Origin of the sequence: Streptomyces sp. SID12488 (assembly GCF_010548275.1) — a bacterium.
Taxonomy (GTDB): Bacteria; Actinomycetota; Actinomycetes; order Streptomycetales; family Streptomycetaceae; genus Streptomyces.
Genome location: NZ_JAAGLT010000001.1, coordinates 155147 through 172719, shown reverse-complemented (window position 1 = coordinate 172719; position 17573 = coordinate 155147). Strand labels below are relative to the sequence as shown.

Below are 17573 nucleotides of genomic sequence, written 5' to 3'. Positions count from 1 at the left end.
GTGACCGGCTGGTGGTCGATCCGCGACCGAGTGGGATGGGGCACTTTTTACGCCTTTTGTCCCCTCGCTCCCGCATACTGAAGGTCCCGCATAGTGATACAGGTCCGCGCGTCCGGCGCGGCTCGGCTACAGTGCGGAGCATCATGCGTATCGGGCTGCTCCTCCTTAGCTGCCGCGGCGAGGGCCTGTAAGTAGAGGCCGACCCCCTCCCCGCGGAGTCTGGCGTTGCGCCGTCGGCCGTCCTTCAGGACACCACGAGGAGCCCACGCATCATGGCCCACAGCGCCAATCGTCAGCAGCCCAGTTCCATGCCGATCCACAAGTACGGCCGGTACGAGCAGGTCGACATCCCCGACCGCACCTGGCCCGGAAACCGGATCACCGTCGCCCCCCGCTGGCTCTCCACCGATCTGCGTGACGGTAACCAGTCCCTGATCGACCCCATGTCGCCGGCCCGCAAGCGTGCGATGTTCGACCTGCTGGTGAAGATGGGCTACAAGGAGATCGAGGTCGGCTTCCCGGCCTCCGGGCAGACAGACTTCGACTTCGTACGGTCGATCGTCGAGGAGCCGGGCGCGATCCCGGACGACGTCACCATCTCCGTACTGACCCAGGCCCGTGAGGACCTGATCGAGCGGACCGTCGAGTCCCTGAAGGGCGCCAAGCGCGCCACGGTCCACCTGTACAACGCGACAGCCCCTGTCTTCCGCCGGGTGGTCTTCCGCGGCTCCAAGGAGCAGATCAAGCAGATCGCCGTCGACGGCACGCGGCTGGTCGTGGAGTACGCCGAGAAGCTGCTGGGCCCCGAGACGGAGTTCGGCTACCAGTACAGCCCGGAGATCTTCACGGACACCGAGCTGGACTTCGCGCTGGAGGTCTGCGAGGCGGTCATGGACGTCTGGCAGCCCGGCCCGGGCCGCGAGATCATCCTCAACCTGCCTGCCACGGTGGAACGTTCGACCCCGTCGACGCACGCGGACCGCTTCGAGTGGATGGGCCGCAACCTGACCCGCCGCGAGCACGTCGTCCTGTCGATCCACCCGCACAACGACCGCGGTACGGCCGTCGCCGCCGCCGAACTGGCGCTGATGGCCGGCGCCGACCGTGTCGAGGGCTGTCTGTTCGGCCAGGGCGAGCGCACCGGCAACGTCGACCTGGTCACCCTGGGCATGAACCTGTTCTCGCAGGGCGTCGACCCGCAGATCGACTTCTCAAACATCGACGAGATCCGTCGTACGTGGGAGTACTGCAACCAGATGGAGGTCCACCCGCGCCACCCGTACGTGGGCGACCTGGTCTACACGTCCTTCTCCGGCTCCCACCAGGACGCCATCAAGAAGGGCTTCGACGCCATGGAGGCCGACGCCGCCGCGAAGGGCGTCACCGTCGACGACATCGAGTGGGCCGTCCCGTACCTGCCGATCGACCCGAAGGACGTCGGCCGGTCCTACGAGGCCGTCATCCGGGTCAACTCCCAGTCGGGCAAGGGCGGTATCGCGTACGTCCTGAAGAACGACCACAAGCTGGACCTGCCGCGCCGGATGCAGATCGAGTTCTCGAAGCTGATCCAGGCCAAGACGGACGCCGAGGGCGGCGAGGTCACGCCGAAGGACATCTGGACGATCTTCCGGGACGAGTACCTGCCGAACCCCGACAACCCCTGGGGCCGGATCCAGGTCAGCGCCGGCCAGTCGACCACCGACAAGGACGGCGTGGACACCCTCACCGTCGAGGCCGAGGTCGACGGCGTCGAGCGCACTCTGGTGGGCACGGGCAACGGCCCGATCTCGGCGTTCTTCCAGGCCCTGCAGGGGCTGGACATCGATGCCCGTCTCCTGGACTACACCGAGCACACGATGAGCGAGGGCGCCTCCGCGCAGGCCGCCTCCTACATCGAGGTCGCCATCGGCGACAAGGTCCTGTGGGGCATCGGCATCGACGCCAACACGACCCGCGCCTCACTGAAGGCGGTCGTCTCCGCCGTCAACCGCGCGGGTCGCTGACTCACCCGACCGGTTGGTTTCCCGCCCCGTCCGCCCTTCGTGGCGGGCGGGGCGGCCGTCGTTTACCGGCCAAACCAAGGGTCGGTCATGGGCAGGTCTGGTCCTGGGTACTGACTACACATCAACAAAGTGGCTAACATCACGCCAGCGCGGCGGTGTTGCCGGTGGGGGTACCTCCCGCGCCCTGCAGGCAGTTGGGGGTAGTTACCGGAGGTGCGACGTGCTCCCAGGACAGCGACGAGACGGCCGAGTCGTGCGCGGAGGCCGGACGGCACGCGTCCTGGGCTCGCGTACGGTCTGGGCCGGTGTCGGGGACGGCGAGTTCTTCTGCCCCGGTTGCGGCGGAGACCGCAACTACCAGCGCCTGACGGGCCGTCGCCGCTTCACCTTTCTCGGCGTACCGATTCTGCCGGGCGGTGAGACCGGCCCGGTCGTCGAATGCGCGGCCTGTCAGAGCCACTTCGGCACGGACGTCCTCGACCACCCCACCACGACCCGCTTCTCCGCGATGCTCCGCGACGCGGTCCACACGGTCGCCCTCGCGGTCCTCGCCGCCGGCGGTACCCAGGCCCGGCTCGCCCTGGAGACGGCGGTGACGGGCGTTCGCGCGGCGGGCTTCGACGACTGTACGGAGGACCAGCTCGCGGCCCTGGTGGACGCCCTGGCCGCCGACACGGGCCGCCTCTTCGGCCCACCGTGCGGCCCCGGTCTCGCCATAGAGCTCCATGAGGCCCTGGACCCCCTGGCCCCGCACCTGGCCGCCCCCGGCCGCGAATCGATTCTCCTCCAGGGCGCCCGCATCGCCCTGGCCGACGGCCCGTACGCACCGGCGGAACGCGACGTCCTCGCGACGGTCGGCGCGGCGCTGACGATCTGCGGGGACGACGTGACACGGCTGCTGGCCGCGGCGGCGCGCACGCCGTCCTAGGTCTCTCCAGGCGCCTCTCCAGGTCTCTCCGGGGCTCCTCCCGGGCCGCTCTCGGGCCTTCCGGTTCCGCGTCGCGTACTCCCCGGGGAGTAATACGGCCTGAGGGTCACCCCGGGTAGTACTGCCGAACTCGCCCTCCCGCGCGACGAATCCACCCCCGTGCGACGGAATTCTGGTGAGCGTCATCCATCCAGATGTCCGGACGAGGGGAGGGCCTCGACATGGGGGCCAAAGGGTCCATAGGGGCCGAAAAGACACTGAAGGGCGCGCGACGCAGGCGGGCCGTGCCCTGGCTCGTGCTCGGGCTGTGGATCGGGGTGCTCGCGATCGTGGGGCCGTTCGCGGCCAAGCTCTCCGAGGTGCAGCACGACCGGATCACCGACTATCTGCCCGCGAACGCCGACTCGACCCAAGTCGCCCGGATCCAGGACCGGTTGCCCGGCGGCGAGACCACACAACTGGTCCTCGTCTACCACCGCGACGGCGGACTCACCGCGGCCGACAAAGCCACGGCCGCCGAACAGGTCGGCCGGATCGCCGGCGAGCACGTCCTGACGGCCACCCCACAGGGCGTACCGTCCGCCGACGGCACCACGCTCATGTACCCGGTGACCAGCAACGAGCCCGGCACCGACGAGAAGAAACGGGACGCCCTCGTCCAAGACGTGCGCGAAGTCGCCCACAGCGAGGGCGGGTTGGGCGTCGAGGTCGGCGGGCCGGGGGCGCTGGCCACCGATGCCGGCGAGGTCTACGACTCGCTCGGCGGACCGCTGCTCTACACCACGGTCGCCGTGGTCGCCCTGCTCCTGATCCTCATCTACCGCAGCCCGGTCCTGTGGCTGGTCCCGCTCGTCGTTGCCGGTATCGCCGACTTCCTGTCGATGGGCGTCGCCTACGGCCTCAATCAGGCCTTCGGAACGACGATTTCGGGCCAGAGCTCGGGCATCATGACGATCCTGGTCTTCGGCGCCGGCACGGACTACGCCCTCCTCCTCGTCTCCCGCTACCGCGAGGAACTGCGGCGCTTCGAGCGGCCGTACGACGCCATGGCGGCCGCCCTGCGCGGCTGCGGACCCGCCGTACTCGCCTCCTCCGGCACGGTCGCCGCCGGGCTGCTGTGTCTGCTCGCCGCCGACCTCAACTCCAGCCGCAGCATGGGCCCGTTGGGCGCGGTGGGCGTGCTGTGCGCACTGGTCGCGATGCTCACCCTGCTTCCCGCGATCCTGGTGCTGCTGGGCCGCCGGGTGTTCTGGCCGCTCGTGCCCGCATACGGCAGCACGCCCAAGACGCGCCGGCTGTCGCTGTTCGCCGCGATGGGCAGCTCCGCCGGACGCCGGCCACTGGTGGTCCTGGCGAGCGGCGCGGTCCTACTCGGGGCGCTCGCTCTGGGGGTACTGAACCTGCCCGGACCGGGCAAGGAGGAGGACGCCTTCGTCGACAAGCCGGACTCGGTCGTCGCGATGGAGTCCCTGGCCAAGGCCTATCCCGGCCGGGGCAGCCAGCCCATCAGCGTCATCACCCCGGCCGGGCAGGCCGACCGGACCCTCGCGACGATCCGGGGCGCCGACGGGATCAGCGACGCGCGGAAGGAACGTACCGGCGACGGCTGGACCGAGATCACCGTCTTCGCGAAGGACGCGCCCCAGTCGGCCGGCGAGACCACGACCATCGAGAGGCTGCGGGAGGACCTGAAGGGTTCGTACGTCGGCGGACCGAGCGCCCAGCAGATCGACCTGGTCGACACCAACGCGCGGGACGTGTGGGTCGTCGTACCCATCGTGCTGCTGTCCGTGCTGCTGATCCTGATCGTGCTGCTGCGCTCGCTCGTCGCACCGCTGATGCTGGTGGTCGCCGTCGTCGCGGTGTGGGGAGCCTCGCTCGGCATCGGCGGACTGGTGTTCGGCCCGCTGTTCGGCTTCGACGGCACCGACCCAGGACTCGGCCTGCTGTCCTTCGTGTTCCTGGTCGCCCTCGGCGTCGACTACGGCATCTTCCTCATGCACCGGATGCGTGAGGAGTCCCTGCGGGGCGCGGAACCGGCGGCGGCCGCTCTCACCGCGCTGCGCACGACGGGCGGGGTCATCGCCTCCGCCGGTCTGGTCCTCGCCGCGACCTTCGCGGTGCTGACGAACATGGGCCTCGTCCAACTCGTCGAACTGGGCTTCGTGATCGCGGTCGGCGTGCTCCTGGACACCTTCCTCGTCCGGACGTACCTGGTGACGAGCGCGAGCGTGGCACTGGGCCGGCGGGTGTGGTGGCCGGGCGCGCTGTCCCGCAAGCCCGACCCGGACGCCGTACGACCGGAACGGCAGCCGGAACCCGTATGACCTACGTCGTACGAACGAGCGGGCGCCCCTCCCTGACGGCGGGGCGCTCGTTGACGGAGGATGACCCTGTGCAGCCAACCACCGCAAGAACGGCTCCTGTTGGATGGGGCGAGCGGATCATGGCCGCGATCACCCGCGACCCCCGCAGTGCCCCGCACGTCCTCCGCAACGACGTGCTGCTGGCGCTGACCGCCGCGCTGATCGCCACGCTCCTCGCCCTGTTCACCGACGAGGGAGGCAGCCGACCGGACGTACTCGACGAGGGCGGCCCTCCGGACGCGCTCGGCTGGCTGCTGCTGCTCGCCGCATGCGTGCCGATCGTGTGGCGGCGGCGCCGTCCGATGCTGGTGCTCGTGGCAGTGGTGGCGATAGCCGTGCCGTACCACGCGCTCGACTACAACCACAACGCGCCGACCGCGGCCTCGTACATCGCGCTGTACACGGTCGCCGTCACCGGCCGCCCGCTGCGCACGATCGTGACCGGCGCCGTGGTCGTCGGCATCGCCCTGAGCGTGATGCTCACGGTGAGCAGGCACCAGGCCGCCGAACTGCTGGGGACCTCCGGCTGGATCGTCGCGGTGCTCTTCTGCGGCATCGACGTCCGTGTCTACCGCCAGTACGTCTCGGCCATCGTCGAGCGCGCCGAACGGGCCGAACGCACCCGCGAGGAGGAGGCCCGCCGCCGCGTCGCCGAGGAACGCCTGCGCGTCGCCCGCGACCTGCACGACCTGCTGGCCCACACGATCACACTCGTCGGCGTCCAGACCGCCGTGGCCGCACACGTCCTGGCCGCCGATCCGGACCGCCTGGACCGGACGGCGGTGGCCAAGGCCCTGGACGACATCGCCGAGACCTGCCGAACGGCACGCGGTGAGCTGCGTACGACGCTGGAGGTGCTGCGCGAGGGCCAGGGCGGCGCCGAGGGACGGGGCCCGCTCCCCGGCATCGCCGGCCTGCCCGACCTCGCGGAAACCGCGCGGGCGGCGGGCGCCGAGGTCGAACTGGAGGTACGGGCGCACGAGGTGCCCCCGGCCGTGGGCGCGGCGGCCTACCGGATCGTCCAGGAGGCGCTCACGAACGCCGTACGGCACGGGGGACGGGAGGATCTGACGGTACGGGTGCTGCTGTACGGGGGTGAGGGCGCGTTGCGCGTCGAGGTGACGGACGACGGGGTGGGGGAGGCCGGGGACCCGCCCGCGGACTGCGGTTTCGGGCTGGTGGGGATGCGGGAGCGGGCGCGCAGCGTGGGCGGCACACTGGACGCCGGACCGGGGCACAACGGGGGATTCACGGTGAGCGCGGTACTGCCGCTGCCGCTGAACCGGAAGGCGGAGGAGGCCGGATGACAGCCATTCGCGTACTGCTGGCCGACGACCAGACGCTCGTACGGGCGGCGTTCGCGATGCTCGTCGAGTCGGCGCCGGGCATGGAGGTGGTCGGGCAGGCGGGTACGGGCCGCCAAGCCGTCGAACTGGCCCGCAGCGCCCGCGCCGACCTGGTCGTCATGGACCTGCGGATGCCCGACCTCGACGGCATCGAGGCGACCCGGCTGATCGCCGCCGACGAGGATCTGGCGGGCGTGAAAGTGCTGGTCCTGACGACGTACGACACGGACGAGCACGTGGTGGAGGCGCTGCGCGCGGGCGCGTCGGGCTTCCTGGTCAAGGACACGCGGCCCGCGGAACTCCTGGACGCGATCCGCACCGTCGCGGCAGGCGAGGCCCTGCTCTCACCGGGCCCCACGGCCCGTCTGATCGCCCGCCTGCTGCGCAACGCCGAGGCGCCGCCGACGACGGGCGGCCCCGAACACCTGTCGGAACGGGAACGCGGGGTGCTGAGGCTGGTTGCGCGGGGCCTCAACAACACGGAGATCGCGGACACCCTGGGCCTGAGCCCACTGACCGCGAAGACCCACGTCAGCCGGATCATGGGCAAGCTGGGCGCGCGGGACCGGGCACAACTGGTGATCGTGGCGTACGAGTCGGGGTTGGTGACGCCGGGGGCGGGGTGAGCCGTCGAGGGGCCGGGGGCGAGTGGCGCAAAGGGGGCGGGGTGGGGAGCCGAGGGCGAGTGGCGCAAAGGGGTGGGGTGGGCATGCGGGCACGTATGTTCCGTACGCGCCATGCATGGTGACGAACCATCAGCGGAGTTACTGTCACCTCCTGTCATCCCCTGCCACCCCCTGTAGCCCCCTCGTCCCCCCACTCCACTCCGCAAGGGAGAGCGATGACGCCCCTGAGCCGTACCCTGCTCGCCGCGACCACCGGCGCGGCCCTGATGGCTCTCACCGGCCTCACGACTGCGACCACGTCTCAGGCAGCTACCCGCGCCTCCTGCACCTCGTCCGTTCCGTACGTCGCGGGCAAGGGCGGCTACGACACCTACCGCATCCCCGCCACCGTCACGACCCGCAAGGGCACCCTCCTGGCCTTCGCCGAGGGCAGACACAACGGCGCCGGGGACAGCGGCAACATCGACGTGGTCCTGCGCCGCTCCACGGACGGCGGCTGCACCTGGGGCCCGCTGTCGGTGGTCGCGGCCGGACGCGGTGACACACGAGGCAACCCGGCACCGGTGGTGGACGGCAGGACGGGCCGCATCGTGCTGGTGACGTCGTACAACTCCGGCGCGGTGACCGAGGCCCAGATCATGCGGGGCGAGGCGACGCCGCAGCAGAGCCGCCGAGTCTTCGTCCAGACCAGTTCCGCCACGAACGACGGCCGCCGCTTCACACCTCCGCGCGACATCACAGCCCGGACGAAGCTCCCGAACTGGCGCTGGTACGCGACGGGTCCGGGCCACGCCGTGTACCTCTCGAAGGGCCCCCACACGGGCCGGATCGTGATCCCCGCCAACCACTCGGCGGCTCCGCCGACAGGTTCCCCCGACACCGGCCAGGAGTCCAAGTACTACGGCGGCCACGCGATCTACAGCGACAACGCCGGCCGCACTTGGCACCTGGGCTTCGTGGACGACTCGTACGACGGCATCGAGAACGCCAACGAGACGACCGCCGCCCAACTCCAGGACGGACGCCTGTACTTCTCGTCCCGGGACCAGAACGGCCTGATGCCCGGAAACCGGCTCGACTCCTACTCGAGCGACGGCGCGGAGTCCCTGGACCGCCCGTACACCGTCCAGCCGACCCTGAACGACGTCCCGATCGTGCAGGGCAGCGTGCTCCAACTGCGGGGCGAGTCGGAGGCGTTGCTGTTCTCGGGTCCCTCCGAGCCCACGGCGCGACGGTCGATGGCCGTCTGGCGGAGCGGGGACGGGGGAGAGACGTTCGAGAAGGTGTTGACGTTGTCGAGTCGGAGGGCGGCCTACTCGGACCTGGTGCGGGTGGATCGGGCGGTGGTGGGGGTGTTGTACGAGACGGGGACTGCGGGGACGTACGAGTCGATCGAGTTTCGGCGGGTGGGGGTAGTGGGACTTGGTTGAGGGCGATGCCGTTCAGGCAGTCCCTGGGCGCCGGGCAGTGTGGATAGGGGGTGACCGTGACCGTGGAGGACCGCGCGGTGCAATGCCGAGTGCAGGCGCTTATCTCGGCAAGGGAGAGCGTCAACTGCACATCCGCCGTGTGCTCCCCGTCGCGGGGAAGGCACGCCCGTGCTCACGGTAGTCAACGAAGACGGAACGACACCACACGGCTCCCTGATTGACGAGATCGTCCGCGAGGGCGCCCGGCCGTCGCGCTTGCCGTGGTCTTCAAGCTCGTCGAGTCCGCCCAGGCGCGCTGGCGGGCGGTCAACGCGCCCCACTTCGTGGCCCTCGTCCGCGCCGGAGCCCGCTTCGAACGCGGCCATCTCGTCGAACGCCCCGCGACGGCGGCAGTGTGACCATCTACCCCGAAACGCCGATGGAGGCATCCGCCGTGTCCGACCTCGACAGCCAGACCGCTTACTGGGATGCCGCCGCGACGACGAAGCGATTCACGCACCCGCTGCACACACCGTGGCTCGACGACGTCGAACGAAGCGCCGCGATCCTCGACTACGGCTGCGGCTACGGCCGAACCCTGGACGCCCTGGAACAGCAGGGCTTTGACAACCTCTCCGGCGTCGACACCTCACCGGGGATGATCACCCGGGCCCGCATCCTGCATCCCACGATGCGCTTCGCGGTGCTGGACACACCACCGACACTGGCCTGCCCGGACGCGAGCATCGACGTGGTCGTGCTCTTCGCGGTGCTGACCTGCATCCCAAGCGACGACACACAACGGCTGCTGATCGACGAACTGCACCGCGTGCTCAAGCCGGGCGCACTGCTCTACCTCAGCGACCTGCTGCTCCAAAACGACCAGCGCAACCGCGACCGCTACGCGAGGTTCGCCGAGCACTACGGCACCTACGGCGTGTTCGAGACCGGCGACGGCGCAGTGTGCCGCCACCACCCGAGCGGCAGGTTCACCTCGCTGCTCGCCGGATTCGAGACCATCGACACCCGACGAGCCACAGTGACCACCATGAACGGCAACACATCGGCGGGCCTTCAGATCCTGGCCCGCAAGCCGGCCCCGCGTCACCAGACTCCTGCCCGCTGACCCTGCGACCGGCGGACAACGCACCCACAGGTATTGACAATTACTCCCCGTCGACGCCGCGACAGCCATTCACTCGGTCGTGCTAAAAATCGATCACAGGGTACTCATCCCCAGGTAATGGCCCGATGATCTCAAATCACCGAGCAGTCGTTAATGAGTCACGTCTAACGGACGTGACTCTACGAGGGGACCGGCATGAGAATCAAACGTGCGTTTGTAGCTACCTTCTTGGCACTTCTTGCCTGCGCTTCAGGACCGCCTGCACAGGCGATTGTCGGCGGAGAGAAAGTGTCACAGCCCTGGGCGGTCGCCTTCATCGAACCGAACAACGGAACGCCTGTTGAGAAGCGCACATACTGCTCGGGCGTACTGATCACGCGGACGTGGGTTCTGACAGCCGCGCATTGCGTGAGGGATTTCAGAGGCACCGTAGTCATCGGCCGTGGGAGCCTTGCCTCCAGCCAAGGTGAGAAACGTACCGTGGCCCGTATCCTCCGGATGCATGACAGCAGCTATTGCCCTTCAGGAAGCCGGGAGCTGTGCGACGTTGCTCTGGTAAAGCTCGGTTCGGCATCGACAAAGCCACCCCTTGCCCTCGCCGACAGCCGAGTGCTGCGCGAGTGGGGTGAGGGAACTGCGGCCCGGGCGTACGGATACGGGTGGGTGTCCGCGACGGCTGGCCAGTCCAGCGGGTACCTGAAGCGGGCTCAAGTCAGTATCCGTGACTTCCGCGCGAACAACCACACACTGTTCGCGTCCGGTCCAGGAACGGCAGTGTGTTACGGCGACAGCGGGGGCCCACTGGTGGTGAGCACCTCGCGCGGGCCGCGTCTGGTGGCAGTGGTCCGAGCCCGTGTCGGGCATGATCAGACCTCGTGTACACGGGGTGACTCACAGTCGTATACCAAGGTTGGTTACCGGGGTTCCTCGAACAACTCGAAGCCGTTTCTGTGGATCACTCACATCCTCGGAATCTGACTTGGCCGCGATTCGTCAGCGAGGGCTGGCTGTTGCTCCCGCCGCGAAACCTCTCACGGTTGCCCAGCTCGTCATGGCAGACGTGACCGACGCCGCCGGGTTTCTCCCCGCTGAGCAGTCTGAGTAGCCGTACGGGGCGGAATGCACGTGAACTCCGCCCCGTACGCGGCTCTTCAGCTTCAGACATAGGCTGCGGCGGTGCCGCAACGAGTGTGATCGCGGGATTCATCCCACACGGTCCGAGGCATCGGTAACAACCTCGGCCCACACCGTGAGGCCCTTGTTTGTCCGCCGTCTTCCCCACCGGGCTGCCAGTACGTCAGTGATCAGCAGCCCACGCCCGCGCTCTTCCTCCGGACTCGGTCCCGTCGGCGCGGGTACCACCGGCCCGTGCCCCTCGCCCTCGTCGGTCACGCTGACCGTAGCCGTTTCAGCGGTTAGGGTCAGCGCGACCGTGATGGTTCGGCTGTCGCTGTGTTCCAAGGCGTTGGCCACCAACTCTCCAGTGATCGTTTCCAGATCGTCCGCCGCGTCGCAAGGGAGATCCTGCAACTCGGCCATGCTCCGTACGCAGCGCCGGGCGACCCCAGCAGAGGCGAGGTCCGCGCCCGGGAGTGAGAGCGCGGCGAGCGCGTGGAGACCGACCGGACCGTGTGCGAGTAGGTCATGGATGTCCTCGTAGAGCTGAGGAGCGCCGGACGTCGCTCCTCCGAGGCGAGCACCCCGGCACTGGGCAATGAGCAATGCGTCTCGGAGCGCGTCGGTCAACTGGGTTGCCAACACGCCGAGTTCACTGATCGACAACTCTGGGGTTGCGATCACCTCCTGTGCGCGACCGAGGAGCCTGTCCGCGAGGCCGAGTTGTACGGCCTCGACCCGGTCGGCGATCCGGGCAACAGGGCTGTCGCCGCCCGAGACGAGGAGACTCGGTTGGCCGTTGACGCCGGTCCAGGGCAGCAGTCGTACGTGATCCACGACATGGTCCGTCACACTGCCCCCAATCGGCCGTGGATGACTTGAGGGTCAGGGACGACGCCGTACGTGGTGTGCCCGAGGGCGTCGAGGCCCCGCCGCTGGAGATGAGCCCTCTCGTCACACTCGTACGCGGTGAGGTAAGGGCGGACGAGTGCGGTGGCGGCGCCGTCGATGGGCTGGTACCAGGCTCGGACGGTTTCGGCGATGGCGTTCCGGGGCCGGGGAACCTGAAGCGTCTGTGGTGGACCCGGGAGCGGCAGGCAAACCGCACGATGGCGCCCCGCTGGCGCGAGAATCTGCGCCCAGTCGGCGAGTTTCCTGATCAGTCGTCGCATGGCGGCTCCTGTGACGTGGTCGGCCGAACGGCACACGGGGAGCGAAGGGACGTTCCTCGCATGGCTTGGAGTGTGACACCGATCGTCTCTTTATGAGAATCTCATGGAGAACATCTCTTGAAATTCCCCCGTGTGGGTGACCCGGCTCCGCTCCTGCACGTGTGAGCGTGGTTGATGACCGACACGGGCGCCTCGACAATGGCGCGGACACATAGTGAGAGGACTTCCGTGGGACCGACCACCAGGCGCCGCCAACTCGGCGCCGAGCTCAAGCGGTTGAGGGACCTCAAGGGGCTGACCCTGGAGGTGGCCGGCGAGGCCGCCGGGGTTTCCCGAGCAACCCTGAACCGGTACGAGTCCAACCGGGGGCCGGTGAAGTGGCTGGTGGTGGACGCGCTCTGCCGCGCCTACGGCACCACGGACGAAGAACGCGCCGCACTCGTGGCGATGGCCAAGAGCGCCAAGGTGCAGGGCTGGTGGAAGAGTTACAACGACGCTATCCCCGGCTGGATCACGCCGCTGCTCACGCTTGAGGACGAGGCGGTCGAAGAGTGCCACTGGGCCAACACCTACGTACCTGGGCTACTGCAGACCCCTGAGTACGCGACCGCTGTGATCCAGGCCGCCGAAGTGCGAGCCGAGGCCGAGCTGATCGAGCGGATGGTGGACGTCCGGATGAAGCGGCAGGAGGTCCTCAAGAGGGAGACTCCGCCTCACGTCTGGGCGATCATGGACGAAGCTGTCGTACGGCGCCGCGTTGGATCACCCCAGATCATGGCAGAGCAGCTGGAGCACTTGCGTGCTGCGGCGACGACCCCGCATGTCACGCTGCAGATCCTGCCCTTCGCAGCCGGAGCCCACGCCGCCGAAAGCACCAGTTTCATCATCATCCGGGGCCCCGAACCGTCACTCGACGTCGTACATCTCAGCAACCTCAGCGGAGCCCTGTACCTGGAGAAGGCGGCGGAGTTGGAGCGGCATAGGGTGGTCTTCGAGTATCTGCGGTCCCAGGCGCTGAGCACTTCGGACACGAACAGCCTGCTCGCGGAGCTCGCCAGAGAATTCACCGCCGCAGCGAGCAGGGAGCAATGATGCCACCGGCCCAGGAAGCCAACAGAGACGTCCGCTGGTTCAAGTCCTCGTACAGCGGCGGTTCCGGGAGCGACTGCGTCGAAGTCGCTTTCAGCGGCCAGGTCGCCTCAGTCCGTGACTCGAAGACCCCCTGGCGCGGCATGCTGAACATGCCGACCAACACCTTCGCCGCCTTCATCGAGAACATGAAGGCAATACCGGACGGCGCACGCGATGTGCAATGACCGCCGGGTTCACGAGCGTGACCGGCTGGCAGACGCGTTGGGTTGGCCTTGTCGGAAGCGCCGACTGACAACTTGCTGATCAGCAGGCCCCACCCCGTGGTCCAGTTCCGGGCGGGCTACAACAACCCCGCCCCCGCCAAGAACTTCCCCACCCTCTCCACCTCGTCCTCCGACAAGGGGATCTGCGGATCGGCGGTAGCCGGGCAGTCGATGACCCCCCGCAGATACAGCGCCGCCTTGAACGCCCCCAGCCCCGCCGAGCTGCCCCCCATCCGCACCGGATCCCCCGCTCCCACCATGCCGAACAGGCCACACAACCGTTCCTGCTCGGCCCGGGCCCGCTCCCAGTCGCCCGCACGGCACAGACGGTCCAGCCGTACGTATCCGTGCGGGTCGACGTTCGCGAGCCCGGGCACCGCCCCGTCCGCCCCAAGCGCCAGCGCCGAGTCGACGAGCAGCTCGCTCCCCGTGAGGACACTGAACCCGCCGATCCCGGGGTGTTCCCGCGCGCCTGTCACCACCGCGCGGAACGACGCCAGGTCGCCGCTGGAGTCCTTCAGACCGGCCAGGACGCCGTCGGCGGCCAGTTCCAGGACCAGGCCGGGGGGCAGTTTGCTGTGGACGGAGGCCGGGAGGTCGTACGCCACGACAGGGACCGGACTGCCCGACGCCACCAGGCGGAAGTGACGGGCGATCTCCGAGGGGTGCGTGCGGGTGTAGAAGGGGGCCGTGACCACCACCGCGTCGGCGCCCGCCGCCGAGACCGACCGTACGTGGTCCAGTACCCGGGGGGTCGTCATGTCGATCGCGCCCGCCAGGACCGGCAGCGCGCCCGCGACATGGCCCACCACCGTCTCCACCACCAGCCTGCGCTGATCGTCCGTCAGATACGCCGCCTCCGATGACGAACCGAGCACGAACAGGCCGTTCACGCCCGCCTCCACCAGGTGGTCGACCAGCCTGACGAGCGAGCGTACGTCCACCTCGCGGTCCGGTGTCAGCGGAGTGCAGACGGGAGGGACGACACCGGTCAGCGGGGTGGGGAAGGTCATCAGGGCTCCCTGGGGTCTTTCGGGCCGTGCGGCTGTACGGAGGAGGTGGTGTCGGGGGCGTCGGCCACAGGCTTCGTGGGTACGTCGGGCACGGCGGCGACTGCCTGGGCGACCAGGTCCCGCGTCGCCCGGCCCTCCTCCACAGGGTGGTGGCAACGGAACCGGTGACCCGGGATTGACGCGGCCGTGAACTCCGGCATCGCCTCCGCGCACACCTCGGTCGCCTTCCAGCAGCGTGTGCGGAACGGGCAGCCGGACGGGGGATGCGTCGCCGACGGGACCGGGCCGACCAGCGGGATCGGGTCGATCGGGTCCAGCAGGCCCGGCGTCGCCGAGAACAGTGCTCGGGTGTACGGGTGACGCGCCCCGTCGGTCACCTCGTCCGCCGGGGACTCCTCCACGATCCGGCCCAGGTACATCGTGATCACCCGGTCGCTCATCCGCCGTACCGTCTGGATGTCGTGCGAGACGAAGACGAGGGCCAGGCCCAGCCGCTCCTTCAGGTCCAGGAGGAGGTTCAGGATCTGGGCGCGGACCGACACGTCCAGCGCGCTCGTCGGCTCGTCCGCCACCACCAGGTCGGGGCTCAGTGCCAACGCCCGCGCGATAGCCACCCGTTGGCGTTGGCCGCCTGACAGCTGGCCCGGGAGGCCGTCCGCCAGGGCGCGAGGCAGGCCTACCAGGCCCATCAACTCCCTTACGCGTTCGTCGCGTTCCCTCGTCGTACCTCGCCTGTGCACGTCCAGCGGGTCACGGAGAATCTGGCGGACCGTCAGGCGGCGGTTCAATGCCGTCGAGGGGTCCTGGAAGATCATGCCGGTGCCCGTTCCGATGGCCGACCTGCGCTCCGCCGCCTTCATCGTCCACAAGTCGTCGCCGCGGAACGACACTTGTCCCGACGTCGGCGGCTGCACGCCCACCAGCACCTTCGCCAGTGTCGACTTGCCGCAGCCAGACTCGCCCACCACACCGACCGTTTCGCCGGGCGCGACCGTGAAGTCGGCACCTGTCAGGGCGTACACGCGGTCACGGGTGAACAGGCCGCCGCTGCGGGCCTTGTGGACCACGTGCGTGTCCGACAGTTCCACCAACGGAGTCGTGGTCGACACGGCTGTACTGGTGCTCACTTCACGGTCTCGCTTCCCGTCGGCTCCGGCGTCGCCAGGTCGATCGCCGGGTGGTGGCAGGCCGCCAAGTGGGTCCGGTTGCCCAGGAGATCGGGGGCCGTCGTACGGCACACCTCCGTCGCCATCGGGCAACGGTCCGCGAACCGGCAGCCCTTGGGGAAGTCGGCGGGGGAGGGGACCGTTCCCTTGATCTGGGTCATGCGGACCGCCGCCGACTCCAGGGACAGCACGCTGCCCAGCAGACCCCGGGTGTAGTGGTGGGACGGGGACCCGACCAGGTCCGCCGTCACTCCCGTTTCGACGATCTGGCCGCCGTACATCACGACCACCCGGTCGGTCACGTCCGCCACCAGGGCCAGGTCGTGCGAGACCAGGATCAGGGCGAAGTCCAGCTCCGCGCGCAGGCGCAGCAGCAGCTCGATGATCTGGGCCTGGACCGTGACGTCCAGGGCGGTGGTCGGTTCGTCCGCGACGATCAGCTTCGGGTCCCGGGACAGGGCCATCGCGATCAGGACCCGCTGACGCTGGCCGCCCGACAGTTCGTGCGGGTAGCTGCGGAGGGTGCGGCCGGGGTCCAGGCCCACCAGGCCCAGCAGCTCCTCCGGGGTGCGGTGGCCTCCTCGGCGTACGACCTGCTTGAGCTGGGAGCGGATCGTCATCGCCGGGTTCAGGGACGACAGGGCGTCCTGGTAGATCATGGCCATCTCGTGGCCCAGCAGCCTGCGGCGTACGCGCATCGGTTCCGTCAGCAGGTTCCGCTGGTTGAAGCGGACCTGGCCGGTGACCCGGGCGCCCTTCGGCTCCAGACCCATCACCGTCAGCGCCGTCAGCGACTTGCCGCAGCCCGACTCGCCCACCAGGCCCAGGACTTCGCCCGGGTGCACCTCGAAACTGATGCCGTCGACGATATTCACACCTGAGTGGCGCGCGGCGAAACCGATCGTCAAGTTCTCGACCGCCAGCACCGGTTGGCCCGTGGGGACCGGGCGTGCCCTCGCGCGCAGGCGCGCTGCCGCCTCCGTCAGGCCCGGCAGGGCCAGGACCTTGCCCGTCCCCGGCTCGGGGGCCTCCAGGGGGTCCTCGTCCTCCCGTACCTTCACGTCCCGGGCCGCCGGTGCCGCCCAGGCGTCCGACACGCCCTCCGAGAGGACGTTCAACGACAACACCGTGATCAGCATCAGGAGGCCGGGGAAGACCGTCGCCCACCAACCGCCCGTCAGGACCATGTTCTTGCCGTCCGCGATGACGCTTCCCCAGGACGGGTCCGGCGGCCGTACGCCCGCGCCGATGAACGACAGCGACGCCTCGAAGACGATCGCCTCGGCCACCTGCACCGTGCAGAACACCAGCACGGGAGCCGCGCAGTTGATCGCCACGTGCCGAAGAACGATGTGGGGCGTGCGGGCGCCGATCACCCGTTCCGCCGTCACGTAGTCCTCGCCGTACTGGTCGAGGACGTTCGCCCGCACCACCCGCGCCACCGGTGGGGTGAACAGGAAGGCGATCGCGCAGATCAGGACCGTGATGCCGCCGCCGAAGACCGCGACGAGCACGGCGGCCAGCGCGATGCCCGGGAACGCCATCACGACGTCCAGGCAGCGCATCAGCGTCTCGTCGACCGCCTTGCGCGATGTCGCCGCGATCGCGCCGATCAGCGCGCCCACCGTCAGGGCGAGCGCGGTGGCGCCGAGGCCGATGGCGAGGGACCAGCGGGCGCCGTAGATCAGGCGGCTCATGATGTCGCGGCCCAGGCTGTCCTGGCCCATCCAGTGCGCCGCGGAGGGGGCTCCCGTGCCGCCGGTCAGGGGCTGTTGGTCCAGGGGGTCGTCGGGGGAGACGAGAGGGGCGAAGACGGCCACGAACACCACCAGCGCCAGGAAGCAGACCGCGACCCGGGAGATGACCGGGAGCCGGCGCCACCCGCGCAGGCGGATGCCCGGGCGGGACAGGAGGGCGGCCAGGCGCCCCCGTTCGAACATCATGAAC

14 protein-coding genes and 1 pseudogene are annotated in these 17573 nt (G+C 69.3%); 10 read left to right on the top strand and 5 right to left on the bottom strand.

Features of this window, described 5'->3' with window-relative positions; all coding sequences use genetic code 11:
* Positions 1-272 precede the first annotated feature (272 nt).
* The 8 genes and pseudogenes from leuA (at position 273) to G3I56_RS00760 (ending at position 9804) form a co-directional block, all read left to right on the top strand.
* Positions 273-2003 carry a 2-isopropylmalate synthase gene (leuA, locus tag G3I56_RS00795; RefSeq protein ID WP_164406478.1) on the top strand — a complete coding sequence of 577 codons (1731 nt, stop codon included), beginning with the start codon at positions 273-275 and terminating at the stop codon, positions 2001-2003.
* Between the two features lie 220 nt (positions 2004-2223).
* A complete protein-coding gene (locus tag G3I56_RS00790) occupies positions 2224-2931 on the top strand; it encodes a TerB family tellurite resistance protein (RefSeq protein ID WP_164406477.1) in 708 nt (235 codons plus the stop codon).
* Between the two features lie 221 nt (positions 2932-3152).
* Positions 3153-5258 (top strand): MMPL family transporter, encoded by a 2106-nt coding sequence (locus G3I56_RS00785; protein ID WP_203688898.1) that lies wholly within the window; start codon positions 3153-3155, stop codon positions 5256-5258.
* A gap of 119 nt (positions 5259-5377) precedes the next feature.
* A complete protein-coding gene (locus tag G3I56_RS00780; protein ID WP_239134624.1) occupies positions 5378-6604 on the top strand; it encodes a sensor histidine kinase in 1227 nt (408 codons plus the stop codon).
* The gene (locus G3I56_RS00775) at positions 6601-7269 is read left to right on the top strand and encodes a response regulator transcription factor (RefSeq protein ID WP_164406472.1); all 669 of its coding nucleotides are present in this window, start codon (positions 6601-6603) and stop codon (positions 7267-7269) included. Before G3I56_RS00780 ends, G3I56_RS00775 begins: the two co-directional genes overlap by 4 nt.
* A gap of 215 nt (positions 7270-7484) precedes the next feature.
* On the top strand, positions 7485-8699 hold the full coding sequence (locus G3I56_RS00770; RefSeq protein ID WP_164406470.1) for a sialidase family protein: 1215 nt from the start codon (positions 7485-7487) through the stop codon (positions 8697-8699).
* Positions 8700-8953: 254 nt separating this feature from the next.
* Positions 8954-9097 (top strand): annotated as a pseudogene (locus tag G3I56_RS00765) (IS256 family transposase); the annotation flags it as partial.
* The gene (locus tag G3I56_RS00760; RefSeq protein ID WP_343239825.1) at positions 9094-9804 is read left to right on the top strand and encodes a class I SAM-dependent methyltransferase; all 711 of its coding nucleotides are present in this window, start codon (positions 9094-9096) and stop codon (positions 9802-9804) included. The pseudogene G3I56_RS00765 and the gene G3I56_RS00760, both read left to right, overlap by 4 nt.
* A gap of 1203 nt (positions 9805-11007) precedes the next feature.
* Here the strand turns inward: G3I56_RS00760 and G3I56_RS44625 are convergent.
* Complete coding sequence (locus tag G3I56_RS44625) at positions 11008-11565, bottom strand: ATP-binding protein (protein ID WP_343239853.1); 558 nt, start codon at positions 11563-11565, stop codon at positions 11008-11010.
* 203 nt (positions 11566-11768) lie between these two features.
* Positions 11769-12092, bottom strand: coding sequence for a hypothetical protein (locus G3I56_RS00745; RefSeq protein ID WP_164406465.1), 324 nt, complete (start codon positions 12090-12092; stop codon positions 11769-11771).
* 198 nt (positions 12093-12290) lie between these two features.
* Here G3I56_RS00745 and G3I56_RS00740 point away from each other — a divergent pair, with 198 nt between their 5' ends.
* Positions 12291-13184, top strand: coding sequence for a helix-turn-helix transcriptional regulator (locus G3I56_RS00740; RefSeq protein WP_164406463.1), 894 nt, complete (start codon positions 12291-12293; stop codon positions 13182-13184).
* On the top strand, positions 13181-13408 hold the full coding sequence (locus G3I56_RS00735; protein ID WP_239134622.1) for a DUF397 domain-containing protein: 228 nt from the start codon (positions 13181-13183) through the stop codon (positions 13406-13408). The genes G3I56_RS00740 and G3I56_RS00735 overlap by 4 nt, the downstream gene beginning before the upstream one ends.
* Before the next feature lie 116 nt (positions 13409-13524).
* Here the strand turns inward: G3I56_RS00735 and G3I56_RS00730 are convergent, their stop codons facing one another.
* The 3 genes from G3I56_RS00730 to G3I56_RS00720 are packed head-to-tail and all read right to left on the bottom strand — an operon-like array spanning position 13525 to position 17569.
* Positions 13525-14460: a dihydrodipicolinate synthase family protein gene (locus tag G3I56_RS00730; protein ID WP_164406461.1), complete on the bottom strand. Its 936-nt coding sequence runs from the start codon at positions 14458-14460 to the stop codon at positions 13525-13527.
* Complete coding sequence (locus tag G3I56_RS00725) at positions 14460-15587, bottom strand: ABC transporter ATP-binding protein (protein ID WP_343239824.1); 1128 nt, start codon at positions 15585-15587, stop codon at positions 14460-14462. Before G3I56_RS00725 ends, G3I56_RS00730 begins: the two co-directional genes overlap by 1 nt.
* Positions 15584-17569, bottom strand: coding sequence for a dipeptide/oligopeptide/nickel ABC transporter permease/ATP-binding protein (locus G3I56_RS00720; RefSeq protein WP_203689010.1), 1986 nt, complete (start codon positions 17567-17569; stop codon positions 15584-15586). The genes G3I56_RS00725 and G3I56_RS00720 overlap by 4 nt, the downstream gene beginning before the upstream one ends.
* Positions 17570-17573: the final 4 nt, after the last annotated feature.